At 63.6% G+C, this 25451-nt stretch carries 22 protein-coding genes; 13 read left to right on the plus strand and 9 right to left on the minus strand.

Annotated features, from left to right (window positions below; all coding sequences use genetic code 11):
• Position 1: 1 nt before the first annotated feature.
• From HNQ39_RS13120 to HNQ39_RS13130, 3 genes are all read right to left on the minus strand, one after another.
• On the minus strand, positions 2-1738 hold the full coding sequence (locus HNQ39_RS13120) for a polysaccharide deacetylase family protein (RefSeq protein WP_184196552.1): 1737 nt from the start codon (positions 1736-1738) through the stop codon (positions 2-4).
• Between the two features lie 13 nt (positions 1739-1751).
• Positions 1752-2885 carry a hypothetical protein gene (locus HNQ39_RS13125; RefSeq protein WP_184196555.1) on the minus strand — a complete coding sequence of 378 codons (1134 nt, stop codon included), beginning with the start codon at positions 2883-2885 and terminating at the stop codon, positions 1752-1754.
• A 90-nt stretch (positions 2886-2975) separates the two neighbouring features.
• Positions 2976-3962 (minus strand): hypothetical protein, encoded by a 987-nt coding sequence (locus HNQ39_RS13130; protein ID WP_184196557.1) that lies wholly within the window; start codon positions 3960-3962, stop codon positions 2976-2978.
• Between the two features lie 75 nt (positions 3963-4037).
• Between HNQ39_RS13130 and HNQ39_RS13135 the strand changes: the two genes are divergently transcribed.
• On the plus strand, positions 4038-6242 hold the full coding sequence (locus HNQ39_RS13135; protein WP_184196560.1) for a DUF4838 domain-containing protein: 2205 nt from the start codon (positions 4038-4040) through the stop codon (positions 6240-6242).
• On the opposite strand, the gene HNQ39_RS13140 is transcribed toward HNQ39_RS13135, so the two are convergent.
• On the minus strand, positions 6232-7290 hold the full coding sequence (locus HNQ39_RS13140; RefSeq protein WP_184196563.1) for an FAD-binding protein: 1059 nt from the start codon (positions 7288-7290) through the stop codon (positions 6232-6234). The two genes, HNQ39_RS13135 and HNQ39_RS13140, sit on opposite strands and share 11 nt — an antisense overlap.
• Positions 7291-7332: 42 nt before the next feature.
• Between HNQ39_RS13140 and HNQ39_RS13145 the strand changes: the two genes are divergently transcribed.
• The 9 genes from HNQ39_RS13145 (at position 7333) to HNQ39_RS13185 (ending at position 16967) form a co-directional block, all read left to right on the plus strand.
• A complete protein-coding gene (locus HNQ39_RS13145) occupies positions 7333-8475 on the plus strand; it encodes a hypothetical protein (protein WP_184196566.1) in 1143 nt (380 codons plus the stop codon).
• Complete coding sequence (locus tag HNQ39_RS13150) at positions 8472-9416, plus strand: 4-(cytidine 5'-diphospho)-2-C-methyl-D-erythritol kinase (protein ID WP_184196569.1); 945 nt, start codon at positions 8472-8474, stop codon at positions 9414-9416. The genes HNQ39_RS13145 and HNQ39_RS13150 overlap by 4 nt, the downstream gene beginning before the upstream one ends.
• On the plus strand, positions 9413-10198 hold the full coding sequence (locus tag HNQ39_RS13155; protein WP_184196573.1) for an NTP transferase domain-containing protein: 786 nt from the start codon (positions 9413-9415) through the stop codon (positions 10196-10198). Before HNQ39_RS13150 ends, HNQ39_RS13155 begins: the two co-directional genes overlap by 4 nt.
• Before the next feature lie 178 nt (positions 10199-10376).
• Positions 10377-10877, plus strand: a complete 501-nt coding sequence (locus HNQ39_RS13160) for an RNA polymerase sigma factor (RefSeq protein WP_184196576.1) — start codon at positions 10377-10379, stop codon at positions 10875-10877.
• Between the two features lie 22 nt (positions 10878-10899).
• Positions 10900-12342 (plus strand): hypothetical protein, encoded by a 1443-nt coding sequence (locus tag HNQ39_RS13165; protein WP_184196579.1) that lies wholly within the window; start codon positions 10900-10902, stop codon positions 12340-12342.
• 49 nt (positions 12343-12391) lie between these two features.
• Positions 12392-12913, plus strand: a complete 522-nt coding sequence (locus HNQ39_RS13170) for an RNA polymerase sigma factor (RefSeq protein ID WP_184196582.1) — start codon at positions 12392-12394, stop codon at positions 12911-12913.
• Positions 12910-14382, plus strand: coding sequence for an anti-sigma factor (locus HNQ39_RS13175; RefSeq protein ID WP_184196585.1), 1473 nt, complete (start codon positions 12910-12912; stop codon positions 14380-14382). The genes HNQ39_RS13170 and HNQ39_RS13175 overlap by 4 nt, the downstream gene beginning before the upstream one ends.
• 41 nt (positions 14383-14423) lie before the next feature.
• Positions 14424-15116 (plus strand): hypothetical protein, encoded by a 693-nt coding sequence (locus HNQ39_RS13180; RefSeq protein ID WP_184196587.1) that lies wholly within the window; start codon positions 14424-14426, stop codon positions 15114-15116.
• Between the two features lie 168 nt (positions 15117-15284).
• Entirely contained in the window at positions 15285-16967 is a 1683-nt protein-coding gene (locus HNQ39_RS13185; protein ID WP_184196590.1) for a ribonuclease J, read from the plus strand.
• 155 nt (positions 16968-17122) lie between these two features.
• On the opposite strand, the gene HNQ39_RS13190 is transcribed toward HNQ39_RS13185, so the two are convergent.
• Positions 17123-17884, minus strand: coding sequence for a ribonuclease H-like domain-containing protein (locus tag HNQ39_RS13190; protein WP_184196593.1), 762 nt, complete (start codon positions 17882-17884; stop codon positions 17123-17125).
• A 91-nt stretch (positions 17885-17975) separates the two neighbouring features.
• On the opposite strand from HNQ39_RS13190, the gene HNQ39_RS13195 reads away from it, so the two are divergent.
• The 3 genes from HNQ39_RS13195 (at position 17976) to HNQ39_RS13205 (ending at position 21352) form a co-directional block, all read left to right on the plus strand.
• Complete coding sequence (locus HNQ39_RS13195; protein WP_184197757.1) at positions 17976-19022, plus strand: collagen-binding domain-containing protein; 1047 nt, start codon at positions 17976-17978, stop codon at positions 19020-19022.
• 169 nt (positions 19023-19191) lie between these two features.
• Positions 19192-20103, plus strand: a complete 912-nt coding sequence (locus tag HNQ39_RS13200) for a 1-phosphofructokinase family hexose kinase (protein ID WP_184196596.1) — start codon at positions 19192-19194, stop codon at positions 20101-20103.
• 13 nt (positions 20104-20116) lie between these two features.
• Positions 20117-21352, plus strand: a complete 1236-nt coding sequence (locus HNQ39_RS13205; RefSeq protein ID WP_184196600.1) for an adenylate/guanylate cyclase domain-containing protein — start codon at positions 20117-20119, stop codon at positions 21350-21352.
• Between the two features lie 15 nt (positions 21353-21367).
• Here the strand turns inward: HNQ39_RS13205 and HNQ39_RS13210 are convergent, their stop codons facing one another.
• The 4 genes from HNQ39_RS13210 to HNQ39_RS13225 form a co-directional block, all read right to left on the minus strand.
• Positions 21368-22483: a Gfo/Idh/MocA family protein gene (locus HNQ39_RS13210; protein ID WP_184196603.1), complete on the minus strand. Its 1116-nt coding sequence runs from the start codon at positions 22481-22483 to the stop codon at positions 21368-21370.
• A 158-nt stretch (positions 22484-22641) separates the two neighbouring features.
• Positions 22642-24381, minus strand: coding sequence for an ABC transporter ATP-binding protein (locus HNQ39_RS13215; RefSeq protein ID WP_184196606.1), 1740 nt, complete (start codon positions 24379-24381; stop codon positions 22642-22644).
• A 154-nt stretch (positions 24382-24535) separates the two neighbouring features.
• A complete protein-coding gene (locus tag HNQ39_RS13220; RefSeq protein ID WP_184196609.1) occupies positions 24536-24961 on the minus strand; it encodes a hypothetical protein in 426 nt (141 codons plus the stop codon).
• Positions 24945-25436, minus strand: coding sequence for a hypothetical protein (locus HNQ39_RS13225; RefSeq protein ID WP_184196612.1), 492 nt, complete (start codon positions 25434-25436; stop codon positions 24945-24947). The genes HNQ39_RS13220 and HNQ39_RS13225 overlap by 17 nt, the downstream gene beginning before the upstream one ends.
• Positions 25437-25451: the final 15 nt, after the last annotated feature.

Raw genomic sequence — 25451 nt, forward strand, 5'->3', positions numbered from 1 at the left:
GTTAGCTTTCCCCTTTCCCAGCGAGGAACGAGCGCCCGGGAGAGGGGGCAGGGGGAGAGGTTGAAAGGCGGAATTTAAATCCCCAGCGCTCCACGTCGCCGCTGGGGTCGAGCGTCAGAACCGTTGCGCCGGGCAAGGGCTCGGGGAGCTCTAGCTCCGTTGCGCTTACCCAAACGGCCTTGCGGCGGGCGCGCTCCCACTGGACTAGCTCTCTGCCGGTGCGCCAGACCATGCCGCGGCGCTTGCCCTCGGCGACCACGGCTTTTAGGGCATCCGCCACCCCCGGCTTGCGCATGTGGGCGGGGTGAAAGAGAAAGTGTGCGATCCCGTAGAAGCGCTCGGCGGCGTCTAAGAGGGGCGTTGCTGCCTCGGGGGGGGCGAAGATACAGAGGTCTTGGGTGGGCGTCGGGAGCTCCCAGACCGGGAGCACCGTGCCATCGGGGGCGACCGGGCGGTAGAGGTGGCAGGTGCCGAAGTTAAAGCCTACCTCACCGGTCTTGGACGTCCCCTTGGACTGGTCGAGCTGGATGCCGACCCGCTCTAGCCAGCCGTAGAACTCGGTATCGCCTTGCCAGCGCAGGTAGTGATTTTTATTAGTGACAGGGACTGCGCCAAACAGCGCCACGAGCCGCTCGTGCTGGCTACGGAACTCCTCCTCGCTCCAGGGGTGATCCAGGGCATCGTAGTGCGTGGCGAGCTCGTGCTCCTGGTCGGCGTCCTTGATCTTCTGCAGCAGCGCGTCGTCGTAGCCGGGCAGGATGACGCACCAGGTGCCAGGCGCGTCGGCCTCTTCCAATGCCGCCAAGAGTGCCTCAGCATCGAGCGGGTTGTTGCCGTCGGTGTCGTGCGAGAGATGTCCCTGGGCAATCGCGCCACAGGGGTGGTACCAGAGCAGGGAGAGCGCGACCTCTTGGAGGCTGGCGAGCGCGAATATATTCTGAAGCAGCAGCTCCACCCAGGCATCGGCGACCGGTGTGAGAAAGCCGCTCAGGCCAGGGACACCAGGAACGGGCTGCCGGTCAAAGTGCCAGTCGAGCACCTGGCCGTCGTCGGACTTGAGCACACCGTCGTGGGTGGGGCCGGTGCCATCGCTGCTGGGGATACCATCGCGGGTGATGGCGCGGCCCTGCTGGATATGGACCACCGAGCCCACCAGATCGGGCGCGATCAGGCGGCACTTGCCCCTGGCGAGAACTCCGGGGAGCTCGCTGGGCCGCCCGTGGGAGTCGGTGCAGGTGGCGAGGACAGTTGCATCGGTTGGGGAGACGGCGAGGCCGCCGAAGAAGTGCAGGCCTCCGCCTAACCTCTCCCCCAACCCCTCTCCCGCACCCAGAGGGTACCCGGGGGGCAGGGGGGAGAGGTTTTCCGAGAGGTTCTCTAGGTACCCCTCACCCAGGGAGCGCAGGCCGCTGGCCCAGAGGCTGTAGGTGGCGGGGAGGGGCTCGGCGCCGAGCAGGTCGCCGAGGCCGCAGAGACCCGCGAGCGAGAGCCACGCGCCGCCGTCCTCTACCCAGGCACGGACTGCCTCCGGGAGCTTTCCCTCCCCGACCGTGACGAGGATTCTTAGCTCGGGGAGACGGCTTTCTAGCTCCGTGTAGGGAATGGCGGCGTAGCAGAGGCCGACGTGACCAAGAATCTCGTGGACGTACTCCGGGTAGCGCACGGCGCGGGCGGCGTTGGGGTGAGGGGCAGGCAGGACACAGACCCCCAGCGGGATGGGAAGGGCAGGCGTTGGCATTCTGCCCTTAGATTCACCCTGACACCCCGCGTTCCTTCTCGCGCTTGCTGGCCTCCTCGCGGCGCTGGCGCTGGAGCTTGGCCTCGTACTGGGTCTGCTCAACAATGCTGCTCAAGGGAGGACCTTGCCGGGCGACCAGGTAGTTGGGCAGGTGCCGCACCGTCCCCAGAAACGATCCCGACGGCTTGCCGTACCAGGTGTCTTCCAGGGTACGGAGTCGGGTGAGCAGGGCCGTGGAGCTGGTGCGGTGGCTACGCAGGGTCTTGTAGGTCTCTTGCCAGAACCGCAGGAGCTGTGCCTCCCAGAGAGGGAGGAGGACCACACTGCTGGCTGGGGCCAGCCCGGAGCCTAGCGAGAGCTTCCCTTCCCGGAGTCTCTGGGCAACGGCGAGGGAGTGGACGATCTCACCGCGCAGGAAGAAGTCAGGCTTGGGGAGAGCGGCAAAGGACGTTAGGGTCTTGGTGGCCTCGGGGCTGGGACCGAAGCGCTCGACCAGCGCGAGGTAGCCCTCACTGGCGATGCTATGCGACTCGTGCGCCATAGTCGCGGCAAAGACACACGGGGTCTGTGCGACAAGGTTGCCGAGCTGGGCTGCACGCCGGATGTCGGCGAAGGCAGCGGCCGGGTCCGAGGCGAGGAGTGCTCGCGCGGTCAAGAGAGTGGCACCGGAGCGGAAGACCGTGAGGGTCTCTTGGTCCAGGCTGGTATTGGGGGCAAAGGTAAGCTCTAGCTCACAGTAGGGACGCTGGGTGGCGGTCTCTAGGTCGGCAAGGAGCCGCTGGTGCTTTACGAGGCCCTCCTGAAAGGTGGCTTTGTAGCGCTCTGCCTGGGGGGTATCTAGGTTCTTGGCGCTCTTCACAAGGCGCGTGGCCGCCTCCACCCAGTGGGGCGTGAAGACATTCTGGTGAACCATGAGGTTGCGCAGGATCGGTCCCGCGTTTTGGTCGGGGGCAGGGACCGGGGCGTGGGGGAGCTCCGCTTGGTTGAGGGGGAGCCCCTTCTGGCGGGCGAGCTGGTAGCTGGTGTGCCGGCGGTAGAGCCCGACCAGAAGGGTGAGGCTGCTGACGATAAAGGGAAGTGCCGCCAGTGCGCTCAGCGCGGCGATGCACCTCTTGCGGCCCGTAGGCGACGAAAAGAAAGGGAGCATGGTAGTAGTTGTCTTTCCTCCGTCGTGTATATACGCTACAGATCAAATAGACGTTCCCTATTTTATGAATTAGTTTTCGTGCATTAAATTTCAGTTAATAGGCGTGAGCAGGTAGGCCCCACTGGCGAGAATCTGCCCCTTGTCGTTGAGGGCAGTCGCATCGTATAGGGGGAGCTTGGTGCCGGTGGGGAGGCGGCTCTCCAGAACAACCAACTGTCCGTCTTGCCAGAGGCAGGCCCACCCGCGACCGTCTCGCCGTGTGTAGCCCACAATCGCACCATGGACGTTGATGGCACGTGCCACGCCCTCTTGCTCACCGAGGGGGTGCGGAGCCGTCTCGCGCCAGAGCATGGGGAGGCGCTTGGAGTTTGCACCCATGGGAGCCACCCAGCCCACGAGCTCATTGCGGTCGTTGAGCCCGAGCGCCGCACTGTTCTTCGCCTCGGGGGCGAGCCTCTTCCAGCGCCCCCGAAGGCATATCCAGGCTTGATGCTCCGTCTCACCCGACATCGGGTTCTGTGCAGGCCGACACGAAAAGCCGACGATTGTGCCCTCGCTATTAATTCCCGTGGGCTTGAAGCGGTGGCCTTTGGGCAGGGGAGGAGGCGCGAGGCGCTGGTGTTTCATGGAGTTGCCGGAAACTCTCCAGCGCGAGTCGGGTGTGCCGAGAACCTCGCGCCGGTTATTCAGCGCCAAGGCACTGCCGCTAGCCTTTTCCGCGAGGCGAAAGGGAACGGTGCAGGGAATCCTCCGCCGATCCCCGACCCACAGCACCGGAACCGAGTAGTTCTCCTCGTCGTCGGCTCCCAGACCCGTCCGCCGCTGCTCCTCCGCCCAGCCGACCACATCGCCGAGGTCGTTGATCGCCAGAGCGCGGCTATTGTCTCCAAAGCTCCGAAGCTCTTCCGGCTCCGTGCCGCTTGACCAGAAAAAGGCACGCCCACTGCCCAAGGCATCGGTATAGGAGGTGTAGCTGTCTCCCACGACGTGGCCTTGGTTATTGAGGCCATACCCCTGCACACGGTCGAACTCGGGCAGGGGAACAATCTTCTCAATCGTGTACCCAACGTCGCGCATAGCCAATTCTACCAGGCCCATTTATGCGCCCGTTCGATGAATGCCACCCCCCGATGATTCCGGTATCATAACCCCATGCAAAAGGCGATGACGCTGGCCCGGGGCGGTCGGGCTGAGTATGTGATCTTTCGTGAGGCGCAGGCCGCGCCCACCGAGCTCTACGCGGTCGAGGAACTGGTGCGCTGGCTCACGGCGGCGAGTGGCGCGACCTTTCGTGTACAGGTCGGGGGGAAGGTGCCGAGCAAGGCGCTAGTCGTGGCGAGCGATCCGCACTACGCCGACGAAGAGTTCGTGCACCAGCGCAAGGGCGAGCAGCTCTGGCTGACCGGCGGGCAGGGGCGGGGTGTGCTCTACGCGGTCTACAAGTTTCTTCAGGACGAGGTCGGGGTGCGCTGGTGGACGCCGTGGGCAACCGATGTCCCCAAGACGCCGACCCTCACCGTGGTGGGAAAGAGCAGGCGCGAGAAGCCCGCCTTTGAGAGCCGCAACCCGTTCTGGTACCCCGCCTTCAACCCCGACTGGGCCGCGCGAAATTTCTCGAATGCCCAGGACGCCCACCTCGACACCAGGCACGGCGGCGCGGTGACCTACTCAGGGCCGTCGTTTGTGCACACGTTCTACCCCTTTGTCTCCCCCGAGCAGCACTTTGCCACGCACCCCGAGTGGTTCAGCGAGGTGAACGGCAAGCGCACGGTGGACCGGGCGCAGCTCTGTACCACCAACCCAGAGCTGCGAGAGTTCCTGGTCGCCCAAGTCCGAGCGCAGCTCAAGCGGCAGCCTGAGGCGCGGATTCTCTCGATCTCCCAGAACGACTGGTATAAGCCCTGCACCTGCCCAAGCTGCAAGGCAATCGACGATGCCGAGGGCTCGTACGCGGGGACCATGCTGGCGCTGGTGAACTTTATCGCGGAGCGGCTGGAGAAGGAGTTTCCGCAGGTGGCCTTCGACACGCTGGCCTACCAGTACACCCGAAAAGCGCCCAAGACCCTCACGCCACGCCCCAATGTGATCGTTCGGCTCTGCTCGATTGAGTGCAACTTTCGCCAGCCACTGGAGAGCCCCGCCAACAAGTCCTTCGCCGACGATATCCGGGCGTGGAGCCAGAAGAGCCAGCGGCTCTATATCTGGGACTACACCACCAACTTCGGGCACTACGGTCTGCCGCACCCAAACTGGTACACGCTCGGTCCCAACGTGCGCTTTTTCCACCAGCACGGGGTTCGGGGGCTGTTCGAGCAGGGGGCCTACCAGAGCAACGGCGGCGAGCTGGCCGAGCTGCGGGCCTGGGTGCTGGCGCAGCTCCTGTGGAACCCGTACCAGGACGACAAAAAGCTGATCGCGGAGTTTGTGGAGGGCTACTACGGCAAGGCCGCTGCGCCGTCGATCCTGGCCTACCTAACCGAAATGTACGCTGAGGCGAGTGGCGTCAACCTGACCTGCTTCTCCGCGCCCAACGGCTCGCACCTGAGCTTGAAAAACCTGAGGCGCTGGGAGCAGCTCTGGCGCAACGCCGAGAACGACACGGCCCGCTCAGAGCCAGCGAAGCTCTGGCGGGTGAGGCAGGGCGGCAACGCCGTCCGCTACGCGATTCTTGTCTCCTGGGCACGGCTCAAGAAAGAGCACGCCCCAATGCGCAGCGGCTGGCCCTTCGGCGAGCGGGCGGAGCTCGCGCAGAAGTGGCTCGATGTGGCGACGAGCACCAAAGACGCCCCCCAGGGCTGGAGGCCGATGACCCATGTGAACGAGGGCGGCCTCACTCCCCAAGCCTTCGCCGAGCGTTTTCTCGCCACCGAGCGCCCCGACCCGACCCCGCTCCCCGCCGATCTGCCCAAGTTCGGCGAGACGATCAGCCTGCAAGAGGGGCTAGTCTCGCTGTTTGAGCGCGGCAATCTCTCGGACATCAAGCCCGATCCCTTGGCCTCCAATGGCAAGGCGGTCTGGATGCCCGGAATCCACCACGAGTGGGCCTACCAGCTCCGCCTCGAAGCCGCCTCAGAGCGCCTGTTTTCCGGGAAGTGGACCGCCTGGATTGTCGTGCGCGTGGAGACCGGCCCGAGCACGCTTCTCGATGAGGTCGCGGTCACCGCTGGGGTCTACGATGCGGGCGAGAGAGCCAGCAAGGCGGAGGTGCGGATCAAGGCCAGCCAGATAAAAAAGGGCTATGTAACCGTCAAGCTGGGCACGATCTCCCCCAACGCCGAGCAGTATGTCTGGGCCGCTCCTGCGGTCGAGGCACACATCGGTTCCGTCTGGATCGACCGCGTGCTCTTTACGCGCTGAGGATTGCCCCAGACAGCTCCCGGTAGCGGCGCTCGTCGCCGTGGACCGTGAAGGCGAGCTCGATAGCTGCACCGTGCGGGGTCGGGTGCGCGACTTCGAGGCTCAGGCTTGCGGTGCGGCCTTCGAGGGTGCTTTGGAGGCGCTCGTAGGTCGCGGTGAGGGTGGACCAGGAGCACTTGATTCGGACAAAATCCGCAAAGGTCTCGGGGTGCGCGTTGGCGCTCCACAGGTCGCTCTTCTGGCGGCTCTCCAGCCAGCGCTCACCGTCGTCGGGATCGCCCGCGACCCCGCCCAGCTGCTGGCACACCGCATAGGCGAGCTGAAAGTGCCCGGTCTGTACTAGCTCATCGCCCTCAAAGGCAAGCACCACGCGCATTCCCCCTTTCCCAGCGAGGGACGAGCGTCCGGGAGAGGGGGCAGGGGGAGAGGTTATCCGCCCTAGCGCCGGGCGGGCATCGCAGCGGTGGATCAGGCGCAGGGCATCGCAGGCATCGGTGAGGTCATCGAAGTCGAAGACCGCCCAGGCACGCGCCTCGGGCTGCGGGTGCATCTTGAGGGTCGCCGCGAGCGTGATTCCCCCGATGGTTTCCTGCGCCAGGACGCATTCTCGAAAGCTGCCGTAGCGTCCGGAGAAGAGCCCGTAGGCATCCGTGGCGATACACCCCCCGACAGTCGCCAGGTTCGCGCTCCCCAGCACTTGACCAAGCGTGTAGCCATGGCGCGCGAGCTGCTCCTCCATGCTACCGATCGTCACCCCCGCGCCTACGGTCACGGTCAGGTCGGCCTCGCTCCAGGTCAGCTCGGTCAGGCCCGCCGTGTCGAGAGCGATATCGACCGGGAGCTGCTCCTGTGTCCCGCTCCCACCCCCCACAGCACGAATCGTCTTGCCCTGGGCCTGCGCCCACGCCACCAAGGCCGCGGCTTCGTCCGTGCTGGCCGGCAACGCGACCGCATCGCAGAGAACTGGGCGGGTCTTGAGGTGTGGCGGGAACCAGGAGCGCGAGGCGCTCTGGCGGGAGTCGAGGTCGGTGAGAAGCTCAGGAGTCACACCCTGCGTTGTACCCGATTTCGGGGCGGTACAATAATCGACATGAAGCTCACACTCGCCGCTCTGGTGCTCGCCCTCACGGTTTCGCTGCCTGCTCTTGCTCAGGAGCTCCCCCTCAATCCTGCCAACAAAGACGCTATCAGTGAGCTCTCGACGGGGATGGAGCTGGAGACGCTGCCCGGTGGCTACCTGGTCGTGGCACCGTCGAAGACCATGCTGGGAGAGACCAAGACCGACCCCAGCTTTGGCCTGAAGCTCTCACGGCAGATCGCGGTCTATGCCCCTAGCCCCAGCGGAGGCTTGCAGCAGGTGGTGGCCGTCCGCCACGATGTGCCCGACCGTGAGTTCGCTCTCAAGGTCGCACGCTTGACGGCCCGTCTGCTCCGGCTCCATAAAGACCGCACGGGCAAGGACGTGTCCTATCCGGCGGGGGAGGAGGTCGCGCAGGTCTGGCTGACACGGACAAAGGCTCCCCATAATGCGACCGCCGCCGCCGAGACACGGGTCAACCATGTCTATCTATTTGAGATCAACGAGCCCCGGCCTGAGGTCGAGTGGGCACGGACGATCGCGCACGAGTGGGGGCACCTGACCCTCCTCACCGCACGCGGCTTCAAGGAGCCCGAGGGCGACTCCGCGGGCTACTTCGGCGAGCGGCTCTTTCTGAAGTGGCTCCGCGAGGACCTGCTCGCCCTCCCGCGCAAGTTCAATGACTTCTGTGAGCGCGACGGTCTCCAGCTCTACTACACCCGCCAGATCGCCCCGCTCATGGCTCGCTACAACGCCAGCGGCCCCGCCGACAAGCGCCTTGGGCAGCTCGATACCGCGGGGATGGACTACTACATCGGGATGGCACTGGACACCGACGAGGTCTTTGGCTCCAAGGTCTTTAGCTTCGCACTCTACCACTTAGAGGACATCACCCCGCAGGCGCTGGTCAATGCGGTCCGCAATGCGATCTTCCTGGAGACCGAGCTCAAGATAAAGCTCCCCGCCTGGGTGCCGCTCGCCCCGGATACGTACTCCGTGAGCGGCCCGGCAGGGAAGGTGCTGCTGGACGTGCGCCCGCTCGATCCCAGCAAGCCGACTCCCTTCAAGGTCCTCGCGCCCGGCTTTAAGCGCCTCAAGGCGGTCTCCGGGAACATTCCCAGTGTGGTCCTGCGCCGAGGGGCGCCCAAGAAATGAGCCTGCCCTACAAAGCGACTCTGGCCTCGCCGTGTAAGCTAAACCTGACCCTCGATGTTGGCCTGCCGCGCCCGGATGGCTTTCATGAGCTGGACTCGCTGGTGGTGCTCCTCTCGGCGGCCGACGAAGTGACGGTGACGGTAAAGCCCGGCCCACGCACGGTCAAGCTGATCGTCAAGGACCGCCGCCCAGACTCCGTGGCGAGCGAGCCCATGCCTAAGGGTGCGGAGAACCTGGCGCACAAGGCCGCGCAGCTCGCGCTGGACACGCTCGCGCCGGGCCAGGAGCTCCAGGTCTGGATCACGCTCGCCAAGCGTCTGCCTGCCCAAGCCGGCCTCGGGGCGGGCAGTAGCAACGCTGCCACGGTCCTCCAGGCAGTCGGGGCGGCGCTGGAAGCGTCGGCAGACGCGCTTCTCCCCCTCGCCGCGCAGCTCGGCTCCGATGTGGCGCTGTTTCTGGCCCCCCCCGCTCCCTCTGCCCCCCCCGCCCCCACAAGTGGGGGAGCCTATGTGGTGCGGATGCGAGGGCGTGGGGAGCGTGTTGAGCCCGTGGCGCTGGAGCTTCCCAAGCTCTACGGCGTGCTGACTCGCCCGGCAGTCGGTGTCCCGACCGGCCCCGCCTACGCCCTCCTCGATGCCCTCCCGAATCGCCTCCCCGGCACCGCCACCGAGGCACTTCTCACCAATACTGGCCTGGCTCCCCCACTTGTGGGGGCGGGGGGGGCGGCGCTGTCCAACGACTTCGAGGCCGCCGTGCTCCCCGCCTTCCCCGAGGTGGCCGCGCTCCATGCTGCCCTCACTGAGGCGGGAGCCGTGCGTGCGCTGCTCTGTGGCTCGGGCTCGTCGGTGTTTGGGCTGGCGCGGGACCGGGCGCACGCGCTGGAGCTGGTGAAGAAACTCGCCGGCCGCGTCGCGTGGCTGAAGCTGGTGGAGAGCCTATGAGCACCAAGAATATCGCCGCCCTCGTGCTGGCAGGGGGCGTGGTCAAAGAGAAGCACGCCGCGTCTTGGGAGCCGCAGCTTCCGCCAGGGATACGCAACCGGGCACTGCTGGAGCTGAACGGAAAGCCCATGTACCAGCACGTGGTCGAGACCCTGCAGGCCACGCCGGGGATCAGCCGAATCCTCCTCGCCGGCGACGTGCCGCTCCTTCCGGGCTGTGCTCCCGTCCCAGGGGGGGAGTCGATGGTGGACACGCTCCTGAATGGGGTCGCGGCCCTCAACGACACGGAGACGCGCTTCCTGGTCGCTACCGCCGATATTCCCTTTCTCACCCCGCAAGCCGTCGCGGACCTACTCGCCGATGCCCCCGAGAGCGCGGACTTTGTCTACTCGATCATCCCCGCCCAGGTCTGCTACGCCGCCTTCCCCGAGATGCGCCGCACGACCCTCAAATTGGCGGAGGGAGAGTTCACGGGCGGCAACCTCGTTATCCTCAACCCCGAGTTTTTGCGTACCAAAGAGGCGGTCGTGCGCCACGCCTACGCGCTCCGCAAGAATGTCCCCGGCCTGGCCGCGCTGCTGGGGCCCAGCACGATCCTGCGCCTGCTCGCCTCACGGGTTGCACCGTCGCTACTCACGCTTCCCCAGCTCGAAGCCGCGGTCAGCCGCCTGCTCGGTGGCGCGACGGCCCGAGCGATTGTCTCCCAGCACGCCGGGGTCGGGGCCGATGTGGATCACCCGGAAGATGTCCCCCTGGCGCGGAAATATCTGTCTGGGCAGTAGCCGGGGATGTGCCGGGGATTGGAAATCCCCGGCAGCAGGGCAAGAGCGTCCCGAGGACGCGGGAAAGGCTCGGCCTCTGCGCGTCCTCGGGACGCTCTCCAACTCGGAGACGGGTATTTTAATGCCCGTCTCCCCGGCTACGGAATAAAACGCGCTTGCTTCTGCACTAACACTTGCAATGAACACTCTACTGGCAGCCGCGGAATCTAAGCCTGATCCTGCGTTTGAGCGTGCGTGGGATCGTCACCGGGAGCGTGTCTTTCGCTTGGTGGTGCGCCTCGCAGGGAGCCGAGAGGTCGCCGACGATCTTACCCAAGAAGTAGCGGTGCAAGCGGCGCAGGCCTTCCCTAAATTTCGGGGGCAAGCGCAGGCCTTCACCCTCTTCTACAAGATCGCCGTGCGCTGCGTCCTCCGCTGGCGCCAGCAACGGCCCCTCGGAAACGACACGCTCCTTGAGACCGTCCCCGCCCCAAGCTGTGACCCGACCACGGCGCTCACGGTGCAGGCGGCTCTCCACGCCCTCCCCGACGACCAGCGCGCCGTGCTGGTACTGGCGGTCTACGAGCAGCTCTCCTACAAAGAGATCGCCGCTGTCTTAGAGATACCCCTGGGAACCGTCATGTCCCGCCTCGCACGGGCGCGCCAGCAGCTACGAAAGGAGCTCTCCGATGTCTTGTAAACAAACTAATTTTGAGACTCTCATGCGCCTCGCTGATGGTGAGCTGCGCGGTCTGAAAGCCCTCACCCTGCGCCGCCACGTCAAGCAGTGCCCAGAGTGCACCCAAACCCTTACCGAGCTAGGCCGCGTGGACACGCTCCTCAAGAGCACCGACCACTTTCCCCCAGAAACTCGGCAAAATGCACTCCCACTTCGTCCGATTGGGCTGGTGGGTAGTGCTGCACTGCTCGCTGGAGCCGCGCTCCTCTTCGCCATCCCCGGTGGCCCGCTCCGGCCCACCTCCTCGTTTGCCCAAGTCGAGGCTGCGATGGGCAGGATTCACACGGCCCACTGGACAAGCTCCATCACCTCCGTGACCTACCTAAATGGGAAAAAACAAGGCTACCATAGCGTCATGGACTGCTGGGTGGACTTGGACACGCACCGGCTTTCTTATCGCAAGATAAAGTCCGATCCCATCAACCCAAGCGATGGAATCCGAATGGACCAAGCCGATTTTTATGTCGATGAAAAGGCTCAATGGTCGGTAGATCATGGCTCTGTCGACACGTATGTGAGGATGGATCCTGTTTGGGCTCAAAGCAATAAAAGCCTGGTTGAGTACCTGCGTGAGTCGATTGTTCTTCCTCAAAGTGATCCGCAGCATGTGGAGGTCCTGACAGTTCAGGGGCAGAAACAGCAGTACACTTTTTCTGCTTGGAAACAGTCCGATGCACAGTGGCAGGGCCAGCGTGCGCTCAAGTACACACGGACAGTTACCTTTGGCGATGGAGCACAGACACGTCCGCAGCTCGTGACGATCTGGGTGGACCCTAAGACCATGCGGCTCCTGAGGCGGGATACGCGCCAGGAGCGGGACTCCAACCCACAGCTCGCGTATTCCTACAACACGACCTCGGAGAACTTCCGTTACAACGAGACGCCGCCGCCGGGGACCTTTGACCTGCCCATTCCCAAAGTCGGGCAGCGCTTTAGCTTGGGGAAGGCGATGGAAAACCCGCAGCTCCAGAGAGACAACGACCCTGCGGTTGCGGCACTGGCACGGCAGGTGATGGAGTGCTTTAGTCAGCGGGACGCCGACCGGCTGTTCGCGCTCTGGGACACGGAGGGCGTCCCCGAGGCAGAGTGGAGAGCCCGTCAAGACAACTGGCGCCGCAAGCTCGCCTCGCCCGCATTTGGTAAGAGCCTAGCCTACGAGTCCTCGGAGGCCTATGCCGTTCCGCTGCGCGAGTTTGTGCGCAAGAGCGAGGCCGAGCCCTTTCCGCCACAGCCTCTGCCCTGCAGGGATGTGACCATCAAGGGCTGGCTCACGATGGAGAAGGCTCCACACCCCTACCTGGTGTTTGCTTGGGCACGCTTTATCCAGCGTGAGGGGCAGTGGCGCATCCAAGACCTCCATGAGCTGGAGGAGACTTCAACCATCAAGAACGGAACGATTGTGATGCAGCGCCGCTACAAAAAATAGTTGGGTTGCGCCCGTCCAGAGGGGCCGTTTCTGCCACACACTAGGTGAGATGAACCTGTGGCGTGAGAAGCGGCTCCTTTTGGCGTTTCGGCGGCGTGATCCTAGCGCCTTCGACACGCTCTTTGCCCGCCACGCCGGAGCGGTGCTGGGATTCGCGCTGCGCCTGACACGGGGCTGCCACGCCGAGGCGGAGGAGCTGGTCTCCGAGACCTTTGTGGCCGCTTTTCAGAACGCCGAGCGCTTTCGGGGATCGTCGCGCCTGACCACCTATCTGCTGGGAATCACCCTCAACCGCTGGCGGGATCGTCGGAGAAAAGCATCGCTTCCGACCGTCCCCCTGCTCGACCACGACGGACCAATCCCTGAGACCAACTCTCTGCTGACGCTCGCCATCCATGAGGCCGCACGTGAGCTGGAGCTCCCTCAGCGGGAGGCGTTTCAGCTCGTGGTGGTGGAGGGCTTCACCCACAAAGAAGCGGCGCAGCTGCTGGAAATTCCCCTCGGAACCCTGAAGTGGCGTGTCGCTGAGGCCGTCCGCCATGTTCGTCTTGCCCTGGAGGAGCCGAAATGAACCACCCAAATGCCGCTGACTGGATCGGGCTGGTGCGGGGCGAGCACTCATGGCTCGTCACCGCCCGCCTGCGCCGTCACTTGAAACACTGCCCGCACTGTGCGGTGGAGCTAAAGGAGATCACCCATTTGTTAGCCACTGCCAAGCCCAAAGAGGCTATTGCCTCGAAATCCCTCGCCGACAAGACACGCGACGCCCTGCCCTTGCCCCCTGCTCAAGGAAGAAAACTACGCTCTCTGGGGCTTGTGGGGGGTGTCGCGCTGGTTGCCGGAGCGACGTTATTTTTCGTCATCCCCGGTAGCCCGCTCCGTCCCACGCCCTCATTTGCCCAAGTCGAGGCCGCGATGGAGAAGATTCAGACCGTGCACTGGACGGAGACCTTGACGGTAAAAGGGATGTGGGCATTTGGTCCGAAGGGGGGACATGTGGTGGGTGCAGATAAAGTCCACCCGACAAGCGTGTATGACTGCTGGGCGCAGCTGGAGCCATCACGGCTGGTACGACGGTTGGTTCCCAAGGGGATAGAAGATCTCTCTGACGAGCGAATGTTTATAGACTACGAGAAGGTCTGGGACTACCGTAAAACCAAGTACTCCCTGACCTACATGCTCATCCCGACCTCGCTTGCCCTAAAAGTCCCGCCCCGTAAGAACAATGTTATCGATCAAATCGTGCTCCCCACCGACGATCTCCAGCGCACAGAGACGGTCAACGGGGGGACAACCCCTCTAAAGGTGATCTACTCTCCCTGGAAGCAGGCCGAGGAGAGCCTTTCGGGAAGACGTGCCTTGAAGTTTACGCGCCAAGTGACAACCATACGGAAAAGCGACAAGCGCATCACAGCTGTCGTGGTTTGGGTAGACCCAGAGACCATGCGTGTCGTGCGCCGGGAAGAAACCTCCCCTTTCTTCCGCAAAGTTGCCGAGAGCTTCCACTACAACACCGCGCCTCCTGCGGGAGCACTAGAGCTTCCTTTGCCGCGAATAGGGGAGTCCTTTCGCTTCATTAACCTTGCAACGGAGCGGCGAAATAGCAAGGCAAATGCGGAGGCGGCGCGGGCGCTGATCCCTCAGGTTCTTGATGCCTACAGCAAGCGTGACACCGACCGGTTTCTGGCTCTCTGGGACTGGGACACGGTTGGAAAGCAAGACGCCACGAAGCTTCAAACGCAGTGGAGCAAGGCCGTCCAAGACCACACGCCCTATAAAACTTGGCGCTACGGTGCTCTGACCACGGGGTTTGCAGGGGGAATGCTCTACCAGCGCAAGAGCGAGAGCGAGCCCTTCCCACCGACGTACCCGGCGACGGATGCTGTCTTGGGGGCCTGGGTCACGACGGAAAAAAATGCCCACCCCACGCTGGCCGAGGCGGTTTTCTCTCTGACCAAGCGTAGCGGCCAGTGGAGGATCCAGAGCCTTCGCCTCTCCAAAGACCCCCTGCCGCCACTCTGGCTCAAGGGGAAGCACTAGGACGCGCAGGTTCTTGTACGGCCCATGGGGAAACTTACCCCATGACCGAGCGTGAGGAAGACATCGACGACTACCTAGACGCGCTCGTGCGCTGTGACAATGCCCCGCTACGTCAAGAGCTGCGGGAGAAGCTCATTGCCCTGGGAGCAGAGGCAGTGCCACGCCTGCTGGAGCTCTTGGCCTGGGAGCACCCTGTTATCTACGATATCCGTCTGATCCTGCTAGAGCAACCCAGCGGGGCCGTACTGGAGGTGGTTCTCGATCGCTTGGCGCGGCTGGAGCTGACCGGGCGGGAGCCAGCAGACCTCTTGATCCTCGCCCAAACGAAGCCGGAACTCGATTTTTTTCGGGCAGTGCTCACCAAGGTGGTGCAGAGCCCCTCTTACGACGATCTCCCGGCGCTTCTTCGCATCCTGGAAGGGGCATACAAGAGCAAGCTTGCCCAAGTCTATCTGGGGGCGGAGGCGAGGCTGGCGGCGCAGGGGGTACTGCGCCTAGCGGAGGCCGAGCCCCGCCCCGAGCTACGGGCGGCGCTCCCACTTCTTCGTTCCATAAATCACCGGTGGGCAGTCAGTCCTCTGGAGCTCGTTTCCGCGCGGCTTCGGCTGGTGCGGCTGTTGCGCAAGATAGACTCCTTGCCGATTCCGGCGGAGGCAGGGAAGGGGACAGAGAATCTGCCCCTCTCGGCGCAGAAGCCGTGCTCTACTGAGGACGCTGCGTGCCGTGGGGAGTGAGGGCGGAGAGGCCCAAGGGAGCCGTGGTCGCGCTGGTGGACAGCAGGTCGAGGAGGCGCAGTAATCGTTTCATAGTCGTTGAGTTCCCCGGCAATTTTCGGGGGCTGAGCGAAAATCTTTAGGGGCGGTATACTACAGGCAGTATTTTCTGACTTAAGGAGTCGCTTTTTGGAAACTCTGCCTCCCGGCAAGCTGCGTTTTATTCCCCTTGGTGGAATTGGTGAGATCGGTAAAAACCTCTACGTCTATCATGTTCTGGACCAGTTGCTGGTTGTGGACTGTGGCCTGAAGTTCCCCGATGAGAAGATGTTCGGGGTGGACCTAGTCCTACCCGATGTGCGCTGGCTGGTCGAAAACAAGGCCGCGATCCAGGGGATTGTCATCACCCACGGCCACGAAGACCACATTGGAGCGCTCTCGTTCGTGCTTCCTCAGCTCGGGAATGCCGTCCCTGTCTATGGTCCCGCGCTGGCACTGGGGCTGGCAAAGAACCGGCTGGGGGAGAAGAAGCTCCTCGATAAGGTCAAGCTGATCGAGTACGGCCCCGACGATGTGCTACAGTTGGGGCACTTCGTGGTCGAGCCGGTACGCGTCGCCCACTCGATCCCGGACTCGTTCGGGGTCGCGGTGCGCACCCACGCGGGAACCGTCTTGCACACCGGCGACTTCAAGCTCGACCAGACCCCGGTCGATGGCCTGCTCTTCGATATCCCCAAGCTCTCGCGGATTGCCGAAGAGGGGATCCTGGCGATTGTTTCGGACACCACCAATGTCGAGCGCAATGGCTACGTGCCGTCGGAGCGGATTGTCGGCCAGACCTTCGACCGCGTGATCTCCGAGGCACCAGGCCGCGTGATTATCGCCAGCTTCGCCAGCCAGATCCACCGGATGCAGATGGCCGTGGACTCCAGCAAGAAGAACGGGCGAAAAGTGGCCGCGGTCGGGCGCTCGATGGCCCAGAACATGGACATGGCCGCCGCGCTGGGGTATCTCTCCGTGCCGGAGGGGATCCGTGTCCGCGCCGACGATATCGCGACCCTGAAGCCCGATCAGATCACGATCCTCACCACCGGAAGCCAGGGCGAGCCGCTGGCCGGCCTCTCGCGCATGGCGGCGGGCGACCACCGGCAGGTGACGATCCAAAAAGGCGATACCGTGGTGTTGTCGTCGTCGCCGATCCCTGGCAACGAGTCGGCGGTTTGGCGTGTGGTCAACAAGCTCTTTGCGCTGGGGGCCAATGTGATCTACGATGCCCTCATGCCGGTCCATGTCAGCGGCCACGGCTACGCCGAGGAGCTGAAGCTGGTGCTCAATATCTGCAACCCGCAGTACGTGATTCCGGTCCACGGCGAGCGCCGCATGCTCTCCCTCTACGCCAAGTACGCTCAAGAGATGGGCTGGCTCCCTGAGGATGTCTTTGTGCTGGAGCTGGGCGATGTGCTGGAGCTGGACACGGCCAAGGGCGAGGTGGTGGACCGTGTGCCCTCGGGCGCGGTTCTGATCGACGGCGACACGGGCAAGGAGATCCACGAGCTGGTCCTCCGCGACCGTCAGTTCCTCGCCAACGACGGCTTCCTCAATGTCGTCGTGGTCTTGGACTCCGAGAGCGGCGAGCTGATCGGTGGACCCGAGTTTCTCTCCCGTGGCTGCTTCTACATGGACAGCGCCGACGAGCTCCTGGCCGAGGCCGCCGAGGTGGTGGAAAAGCTGCTCGAAGACGAAGACAAAGAAGAGGAAGCGCCCCGCGAGACCGAGGCACTCCAGGGCGATATCCGTGCGGTTCTCAAGAAGTTTATCGAGAAGCGCACCGGCCGCCGCCCCGTGATCCTTGTCTCCGTGATGCGGGTTTAAGAAGGCCCCGTTGAGATCGCCCCCGTTGGAGGGGGGCGTCAACAAGCCTCGTTCCTCGGCTGGAAAGGCCTTCGGCCATCAGAAAGCCTTATGGCCGAAGGCCTTTGCGGCGGAGCCTGCGACGCCCGTTGACGCCCCCCTCCCACGGGGGCGAGCTAACCGGTGGGGGCGGGAAACCCGGACTGCGCGACGAGCTTTGGGTAGGCCCACTCTAGGAGCAGCTTGAGGTTCTCGATATCGGCGCGGTTGTAGGCCAGCAGGCGCTCCAGCGCGGCTTTGTCGCGGCGGCGCTCCCAGAGCGCCCAGAGGTAGACCGCGTCCATCCCGCTCATCCCCTCGACCTCGTCCACGCGCTGAATCCCCAGGCGGTGCTCGATCGCCTTGAGGCCACCTGTCTGCCCGAGCCGGCGGAGCGCGGGGCAGAGGTCGATATGGAGCTGGTCGAGCGCGAGCTCCGGGAAGCGGCGGCGCAGAAACGGCAGGTCAAAGCCCGTGCCAAAGAAGGTCACGAGGAGCTTATAGTCCTTAATGTCGGTGACGAAATCCTCTAAATTCTGCCCCTTGACATAGAGCCGCGTCTCAAAGCCATCAAAGAGCCCGATCACGGTCACAGAGCTGGCGTCGTAGCCGCCATCGGTCTCGATATCGACATAGGCGATACTGTCTCCAAAGGCCTGAGCGCCCCGCCAGAGCGCCGACGACGGGAAGTTTTTCTGGAACCAGCGCGAGTCGCGGCGCTCTAGGGCGGCCTGCGATGCCTCCAGAACCGGGAACAATTGCTGCTTCTTGGCGTCGGAGAGGGGGAGTGTGGAGGGGGTGCTGAGCGCCGCTTCCCAGCTGAGAATCCCGGCGTCCCAGAGGCGCTGCTCACTGGTTTGCCCTAGACCCTGGGCATGGCAAAACGTTGCTTGTATCATCTCTTCATCGGCAAGAATACCTGATTTTTGGCACTGTCTTACTATAGGTCTGGTTCTTGCGCTACACTGGCTCCGAAGGAAACTTGAAATTATGCGGATCATACGGAACTCGACAGTTGCATTTTTAGCCGCCCTCACCGCGGTCTCGGCCCATGCCCAGACCGGTCTTGGTGCGGCGCAACCCTTTAACCTCTATGTCTTGGGCAATGCCTGGCAGCAGGGCGCGGACGCCGAGGGCGGTGTCGCGGTGGGGGGCAACCTCAATGTTGGCAACTGGGGCTTTACCACGGGCTGGAACGGCGGCGGCAAGCTCGTTGTCGGGGGCGACCTCAACAATCAGGGCCACAGTGTCCACCCCGATGGTGTCTTTGCCGGGGGGAACCTCAACTACGCCCAGACCCTGACATCGGTGGGCGGGGTCAAGGCCAATGGGAATGTCCATATTGAGGGGGGACAGCCGAGCAGCGTCAAGCACGGTGGAACCTTCTCCTACAACGGCACCGAGACCTTCCCGGTCAGCCAGGGCACCAGCGCCTCGCCGGTGGACTTTGCCAGCACCAATGCGTTCTTGCTCGCCCAGTCCGCCTACCTGGGCGGCCTGACCGGAACCAATATTCTCGATGTCTCGGGGACGGGTGGCTACCTGAACCTCGATGCCTCGGGCGGCGGTGTCCGTGTCTTCAACTTCTCCGAGAGCGCTTTTGAGAATAGCTGGTTCATCAACTTCAACAACGCCGCACCCGATACGACGATCCTGGTGAATGTTGCGGGAACCAATATCACCGCGCCCAATGGCAACTATCTCTACAACTTTGTGAGCTACCCCGACGGTCCGGGGATGGGCAATGTGATCTTCAACTTCCCCGATGCCACCCAGCTCCATGTCGATGCGATGGGCGGTTCGATCCTGGCACCGAAGGCGACCCTGGACTTCGACTACGGCGTGATCTACGGCACCACCATTGTCGGGCAGCTGGGAACCGCTAATGATCCATCGGTGGGGCAGTTCAACCAGAAAGACCGCTTCGGCAACGACCTCCGGTTCCGTGGGCGCCTCCCGCAGGTTCCCGAGCCGGGGACCCTGGCTCTGGCCGCGCTGGGCCTGGTCGGGCTCGCCGCACGCCGCCGCCGCAAGTAGGCTAAGCTTCCTTCACATACCCTCCGCCGGAGCATCCGGCGGAGGGTTTTGTTTTTGAACTTGCATCCCCCGCTCGCACTGCTCGCGACCCCTTCGGCACACCCAGAGGGTACCCGCCTCGTTCCGAGGGGCGAAGGGGTTTATGAGGCGTCTGTGGAATACTTGCCCCATGACCCTCTGCCTTGGCCTGACCCCGACCGTCCAGCGCACCCAGCGCTTCGCTAGCCTGACACTCGGCGAGGTCAACCGGGCGACTGAGACCCTCACGACCGCCTCAGGGAAGGCGGTGAATGTCGCGCGCGTGCTGGACACGCTGGGGGCTCGTGTCTGCCTGATCCAGCCCTTGGGCGGCGACTCGGGGCGCTATGTCCACAAGAGCCTGCCCTTTTCGCAAGAGATTGTCTGGGTGGAGGACGATGCCCCGACCCGCACTTGCTGCACGCTCCTGAGCGGTGCGCAGACCACCGAGCTGGTCGAGGAGGCCCCCTCGCTCTCAGAAGCCGACCTGGAGCGTCTCTTTGCCGCCGTGGTGCGGCAGCTTGTCGGCGAGCACCTGCTCATTCTTTCGGGCTCACTTCCCCCCGGCACCCCCCCCGACTTCTACGCCCGCCTCTGCGCGGTATCGTCGGTGCCCGTTGTGCTGGATGCCCAGAAAGAGCCGCTCCGCCTCGCGCTGGCCGAGCGGCCCTACCTGGTCAAGCCCAACCGTCAGGAGACCATCGCGGCGCTGGGACTCCCCCCCGACACATCGGCGCTGGCGTGTGCGCAGGCGCTCTGCGCAGCGGGGGCGCAGAACGCGCTGGTCTCGGAGGGCAAGGCGGGGGCGGTGCTCCTGACTCCCCAGCGTGCCTGGCGGATCGTCCCCCCGGAGCTAGCGCCTGTCAACCCCATCGGCTCGGGCGACTCGCTCCTGGCGGGGCTGGTCTTTAGCCACTTTGTCGGGCGGCAAACCTTAGTAGAAGGGGCCTGCTATGGCACGGCCTGTGCGGCTGCTAACTGTCTGACAGCGACATCGGGGGTGATCGAGCCGACAACTGCCAACCAACTGCGTCCCCAAGTTGTCTTAAAGCCGGTACAATAGACGAGATTTTCGTATGCCACAGCAACAGCAACTACAACCGGAACCACAGCGCACCAGCACCGAGCCCGCCCGCTACGACGAACAGACGCTTCGTCAGGCGATCCAGCTCGCCGACCGCCTCCAGGCCGAGCACAAGGAGCGCTACTCCGCGGAGGATATCGAGAAGATCGCCGCAGAGATCGGAGTGCAGCCCGAGTTTGTCCACAAGGCCCTCAACGAGATCGAGACCAAGCACGACGACAAGCAAAAGGTAGTGGTGGCCCCGCCGAAACCCATCACTCCGCCTGTGACACAGCAAGTGGGCCAGGTGGTCCAGCAGGCAAGCAAGACCGCGGGAGAGACCGCAAAAAATGTTATGGAGCGTGTCGAGAAGGGCACGATCCCCGAGCTCAAGAAGTGGGAGACCCAGTGGTGGTCGATCGGCTGGCTCCTGATCGCAGTTCCTCCGGCAATCTTTGAAGAGACACATGTCTTTCGTGGCTTGGCGGGGCTGGTCGCCACGCTGGGAACTTTTATCTACGTCGGTTTTGGCATCTTTTTGAGCAAAACTCTCAAGCGCAAGCAGAAAGAAGCGGAGGCACTCCATACCCAGCTGACACAGGGGAGTGTGGTTCCCCCCGTTCCAGCACCTCCGGGCGTTGTTCCACCGGTGCGCTACTCCGTGGAGGCCAGCGGGGTCTCGCGGGAGGAGCTCCTGGCGCAGATGGTGGAGATTCAGAAGCGGCTGGAAGGGGAGCGGGTTCGCAAGACCTTCCTGAGCCTCGATGTGGTCAGCTCCAGCGAGATGAAGCGCTCCGCCGACGACCTGATCGTGGAGTACTCGTTTAACCAGTTCCGCCGCTTTGTGGAGGAGATCGTGCTCGCGGAGGGGGGGCAGGTGCAGTCTACGGCCGGCGACGGGACCATGGCGATGTTCCCCTCCGATGCCGCTGCGGTGCGCGCCGCGCTCCGTCTGCAGAGCGAGCTGGCGAGCTTCAATGCCCAGCACAACCGTCTGTCACGGCCATTTCATATTCGCTGTGGCATCAACGCCGGCGAGGTGGCGATTCTCCCTGGACAGCCCATCGGCCACCTCCAGAGCGCCGTGATCGACCGCGCCGCCGCCCTCCAGAAATCCGCCCCCCCGGATGATATCGTCGTCTCCGGCGACCTCTCCGCGGAGGGGCTCGCCACCCTGGGCCGCTACGGCCGCCACGCCGACAGCCCCGAGGGCGGCGTGCGTGGCTTCTCCTGGCGCGCCGGGTTCTAGACCCTACCGAGCGCTCTAGAGCGGCTTTGCCGTGCTCACCGAGAGCGCCTGGACCTCATCGGCGGTCACTTCCCGCCCCAGCTTCTCGGAGAGGTAGATGCCCTCGGAGATGAGCATGGTGTTGAGGGCCAGGTCCATGGTCGGCAGGAGCGTGTCGTTGCCCAGGAGCACATTGACCCAGTGGCGCTGGCTGTTGTCCCGTGTGTCCGTATCGCCGTCTTCCGTGCGGAGCTTGCGCCGCCGGTAGGCCGCCGCGCCCATCGACGCGCCGCCGTCGATATCCAGGTCGCCGTGCGACGTGAAGTACCCAAAGGGCCGCAGGCGCGCGCCACCATCGCTGCCGAGGATGAACGAGCCCTCCAGCGTATCCAGGTGCATCGCCCAGGCTTCGAGGATGTCCAGCGCCATGCCGTTGGAGAAGTTCACGAGGCCCGTTCCCAGCTCCTCCACCGAGTAGCCCGAGAGCTCCTGGCGCTTGGGGTCCATGGCGAGCTTCTGAAAGGTCCGCCCCGAGATACGGGTGGGCGACGGGTTGCCCAGCAGCCAGAGTAGCTCGGAGATATGGTAGACCCCCATGTCGTAGAGGGCGCCGCCGCCGGAGTTCTCTTTCTGCACAAAGGTCGGTTTGCCGTAGCCATCGACATAGGGCCGTCCCCGCCGCCGGTGCCCGTTGGTGCGGGCGTAGTAGACCTCGCCCAGCGCGCCATCGTCGATCAGCTCCTTCACCGAGCGCACCTCGTTAGAGTAGATTCCCGCCAGCTGGATATGCAGCAGCTTCCCCGAAGCCTCCGCCGCCGCCTTCATCGCCACCGCATCGGCGTAGGCTCCCGCCATGGGCTTCTCGCAGTAGCAGTGCCGCCCCGATGCCAAGACCGCCTCGACCCCCGCCCGATGGAAGTTGTTGTGCAAGCACACATCCACCGCGTCTAGGTCGTCGCGCTTGAGCATCTCATGGGCGCTGTAGTAGACATTCGGAATCCCGAACGTGGCTGCGCTCTTGTCCGCCGCAGCCGGGAGAATATCCGCGCAGGCGACCACATTGGCCTCGGGGATCTCTTTGTAGGTTGCCAGGTGCTGCTGGGCGATCTGCCCACAGCCGATAATGCCGATCCGAACTTCTTTCTTGCTCATGGGGCTAGGTTCGGCGGCGAGGGAGAGGCTTCCTGCTGTGCGGGGATTGGAAATCCCCGGCACAGGGCTGGGAGCGTCCCGTGGACGCGCAGAGCGCAAGCGTCTCCCGCGTCCTCGGGACGCTCCCCAAACGCGTAGGCGGGTATTTTAATGCCCGACTATTGCCCGACGACACCGGCGAGCAGGGGACGGAACTGGGCTTCGTGGAGGCGCTGGTAGATTCCCCCCGAGGCCACGAGGTCCCCGTGACGGCCTTGCTCGGCGATCCCGGTCTCGTCCACCACGACGATTCGGTCGGCGTTTTGGATGGTCGCGAGGCGGTGGGCGATCACCAGGGTGGTGCGACCGACCGAGAGCTCGGCAAGCGATGCTTGAATGGCGCGCTCGGTCTCCGTGTCCAGCGCCGACGTGGCTTCGTCGAGGATGAGAATGGGGGGATTCTTGAGAAACATCCGCGCAATCGCGAGGCGCTGCTTCTGCCCACCCGAGAGCTTCACACCGCGCTCCCCGATCACCGTGTCCAGGCCATCGGGAAGCTGCGCGATCAGCTCGTCGAGCCGGGCACGCCGTGCCGCTTCATTGATCTCGTCGTCGGTAGCATCCAGACGCCCGTAGATAATATTCTCGCGGATCGTCCCCGCAAAGAGAAAGACATCTTGCTGGACGATCCCGATATTGCGCCGCAGCGATGCTAGGGTCAGCTCGCGGATATCGCTGCCATCTACCGTGATGCGGCCTGAGAGCGGCTCGTAGAAGCGCGGCACGAGCGAGCAGATCGTGGTCTTGCCCGCACCGCTGGGACCGACAAAGGCGACCGTCTCGCCGGGGTGGATCGTGAGGTTGATGTTATGGAGCACCTGCTTGTGTGCCTCGTAGCCAAAAGTCACGTCCTCAAAGCGAATCTCGCCCGTCAGGTGCTCGATGGTCTTCGCATTTGGCGCATCGGCGATATCGGGCGCGGTGTTTAGCAGTTCGGAGTAGCGCTTGAAGCCCGCGATTCCCTTGGGATAGGTCTCGAGCACCGCGTTGATCTTCTCCACAGGGCGGAAGAAGACATTGACCAGCAGCAGAAAGCCCATGAACCCGCCGACCGTCAGCTCGCCGTGCAGGACATAGAACGCTCCGGCGATCATCACAAAGAGCTGGACGATGCGCATGGTCATGTAGCTGAGCGACATGCTCTTGGACATCAAGCGGTAGGCATCGAGCTTGGTGTCTTTGTAGGCCTCGTTGTCTCGGGCGAAGAGCTTGCGCTCGTGGTCCTCGTTGGCAAAGGCCTGCACCACCCGCATCCCACCGACATTCTCTTCGATACGCGCATTAAAGTCCCCGACCCGCCCAAAGAGCGCCCGCATGTTGAGCGTCATCGCCCGCCCGTAGCGTGTCGAGACCCAGGTCATCGGCGGCACGACCAGCCCCGTGATCAGCGCCAGCTTCGGATTCAGCGTGACCATCAGCCCAAACGAGCCGAGAAACGTCATCACCGCGATAAACGCATCCTCGGGGCCGTGGTGCGCCACCTCGCCCACCTCTTCGAGGTCTTTGGTGATCCGTGCCACCAAGTGCCCGGTCTTCTGGTTGTCGAAGAAGCGAAACGAGAGCTTCTGCAAGTGGTCGAAGATGCGCCGTCGCATCTCGGTCTCGATGGAGATTCCTAGCACGTGCCCCCAGTAGTTCACCACATACTGAAGCCCCGTGTTTACCAAGTAGATCACCAGCAGCCCCACGGCGGCGCTGAGGATCAGCCCCCCGTTCGAGCTGGGCAGGAGCTTGTCCACAAAGTACTTCACGGCCAGGGGGAACGCCAGCTCCAGTAGCCCCGAGATCACGGCGCAGGAAAAATCAGTGAGAAACAGGCGGCGGTGGGGGCGGTAGTAGGAGAAAAACTCACGGAGCATTGCCTGGTTATACCCGGCATGCCAACTGCGTGCGGGGATTGGAAATCCCCGGCAGCAGGCCAAGAGTGTCCCGAGGACGCGGGAAATGCGTGTGCTCTGCGCGTCCTCGGGACGCTTTTTTCCGTAGGCGGGGTCTTCAGCCCCCGACACGCCGTTAAGAGACTCCCCGGATGGCGTAGTAGAGCACAACCCACCCGCTCTTTTGCTTCTCGACGAGGCATGTTCCAAATGTGCCTCCACGCCCATCCTTATGCCAGCCCGTCTCCACCTTCGCTTGGCTTACCGTGATCCAGCGCACGGTATTGGCGGAGAGAAGTATGCCCTCCTTTTCGGTTACCTTATCGACGACCTCGAACCTGCGTGGCTTGACAGCGGAGCGTGCCTTGACGGGCGGCTTGTTGTTGTGAAAGCGTGCCAGAAAGGTGGGGGAGGGATCGGCGTTGTCTACCGAGAGAAAGTAGACCTCAGGGAACCTGATACGGGTGATGAAGCGAAACTGTGCGGGCAGCTTTGCCATATGAAAGCGAAAAACCGCCTCACGGATGTTGTCTGCCTCTTGTGGGCTAAAGGCTTTTTGCAAGGAGAGCCTCCTGTAGGTGTTCAGCCAGAGCGAAGTCTTTTCGCCGTAGGAGTAGCTCCCACCCCCCCGACTTTGTGGGCTGGACTTGCATCTCACGAATGCCTTGGGTTTGAAACTGAGTGTAGAGCTGGCCTATCACATGGCGGCTACCAGATTCTTGGTAGAAGACGGCATGCTCATAGCGTGGACCAAGCTGGCGATTGATGCGCAGGACCACTTCCTCAAAGTCAGAGAGAGAGGGGATGCGCTCGATGAAAATATGGTGCTCATCCACGCGCCCCGCTTCTAGCTCCAGACAAGCCCCGACTGGCTCACAGACAAAGACATCGTAGCTCCCGTCGTTGCGCTCGTAGGCCACCAGCTCGACGAGCTGCTCACAAAGGGGGTGGCAATGGTTGCCGGTGTAGCAGTCCACGCTCGGCACATCGCGCTCGCCAAGCTCCTGGTGCAGGTCGCTGAGAATGTTTAGGTGCATATGGACTTCGCAAGC

The organism is Armatimonas rosea (genome assembly GCF_014202505.1).
Lineage (GTDB): Bacteria > Armatimonadota > Armatimonadia > Armatimonadales > Armatimonadaceae > Armatimonas > Armatimonas rosea.

Coding starts and splice junctions, on each gene's coding strand:
- HNQ39_RS13120 (WP_184196552.1), bottom strand. CDS start 1,738: ATGCCAACGCCTGCCCTTCCCATCCCGCTGGGGGTCTGTGTCCTGCCT.
- HNQ39_RS13125 (WP_184196555.1), bottom strand. CDS start 2,885: ATGCTCCCTTTCTTTTCGTCGCCTACGGGCCGCAAGAGGTGCATCGCC.
- HNQ39_RS13130 (WP_184196557.1), bottom strand. CDS start 3,962: ATGCGCGACGTTGGGTACACGATTGAGAAGATTGTTCCCCTGCCCGAG.
- HNQ39_RS13135 (WP_184196560.1), top strand. CDS start 4,038: ATGCAAAAGGCGATGACGCTGGCCCGGGGCGGTCGGGCTGAGTATGTG.
- HNQ39_RS13145 (WP_184196566.1), top strand. CDS start 7,333: ATGAAGCTCACACTCGCCGCTCTGGTGCTCGCCCTCACGGTTTCGCTG.
- HNQ39_RS13150 (WP_184196569.1), top strand. CDS start 8,472: ATGAGCCTGCCCTACAAAGCGACTCTGGCCTCGCCGTGTAAGCTAAAC.
- HNQ39_RS13155 (WP_184196573.1), top strand. CDS start 9,413: ATGAGCACCAAGAATATCGCCGCCCTCGTGCTGGCAGGGGGCGTGGTC.
- HNQ39_RS13160 (WP_184196576.1), top strand. CDS start 10,377: ATGAACACTCTACTGGCAGCCGCGGAATCTAAGCCTGATCCTGCGTTT.
- HNQ39_RS13165 (WP_184196579.1), top strand. CDS start 10,900: ATGCGCCTCGCTGATGGTGAGCTGCGCGGTCTGAAAGCCCTCACCCTG.
- HNQ39_RS13170 (WP_184196582.1), top strand. CDS start 12,392: ATGAACCTGTGGCGTGAGAAGCGGCTCCTTTTGGCGTTTCGGCGGCGT.
- HNQ39_RS13175 (WP_184196585.1), top strand. CDS start 12,910: ATGAACCACCCAAATGCCGCTGACTGGATCGGGCTGGTGCGGGGCGAG.
- HNQ39_RS13180 (WP_184196587.1), top strand. CDS start 14,424: ATGACCGAGCGTGAGGAAGACATCGACGACTACCTAGACGCGCTCGTG.
- HNQ39_RS13190 (WP_184196593.1), bottom strand. CDS start 17,884: ATGATACAAGCAACGTTTTGCCATGCCCAGGGTCTAGGGCAAACCAGT.
- HNQ39_RS13195 (WP_184197757.1), top strand. CDS start 17,976: ATGCGGATCATACGGAACTCGACAGTTGCATTTTTAGCCGCCCTCACC.
- HNQ39_RS13200 (WP_184196596.1), top strand. CDS start 19,192: ATGACCCTCTGCCTTGGCCTGACCCCGACCGTCCAGCGCACCCAGCGC.
- HNQ39_RS13205 (WP_184196600.1), top strand. CDS start 20,117: ATGCCACAGCAACAGCAACTACAACCGGAACCACAGCGCACCAGCACC.
- HNQ39_RS13210 (WP_184196603.1), bottom strand. CDS start 22,483: ATGAGCAAGAAAGAAGTTCGGATCGGCATTATCGGCTGTGGGCAGATC.
- HNQ39_RS13215 (WP_184196606.1), bottom strand. CDS start 24,381: ATGCTCCGTGAGTTTTTCTCCTACTACCGCCCCCACCGCCGCCTGTTT.
- HNQ39_RS13225 (WP_184196612.1), bottom strand. CDS start 25,436: ATGCACCTAAACATTCTCAGCGACCTGCACCAGGAGCTTGGCGAGCGC.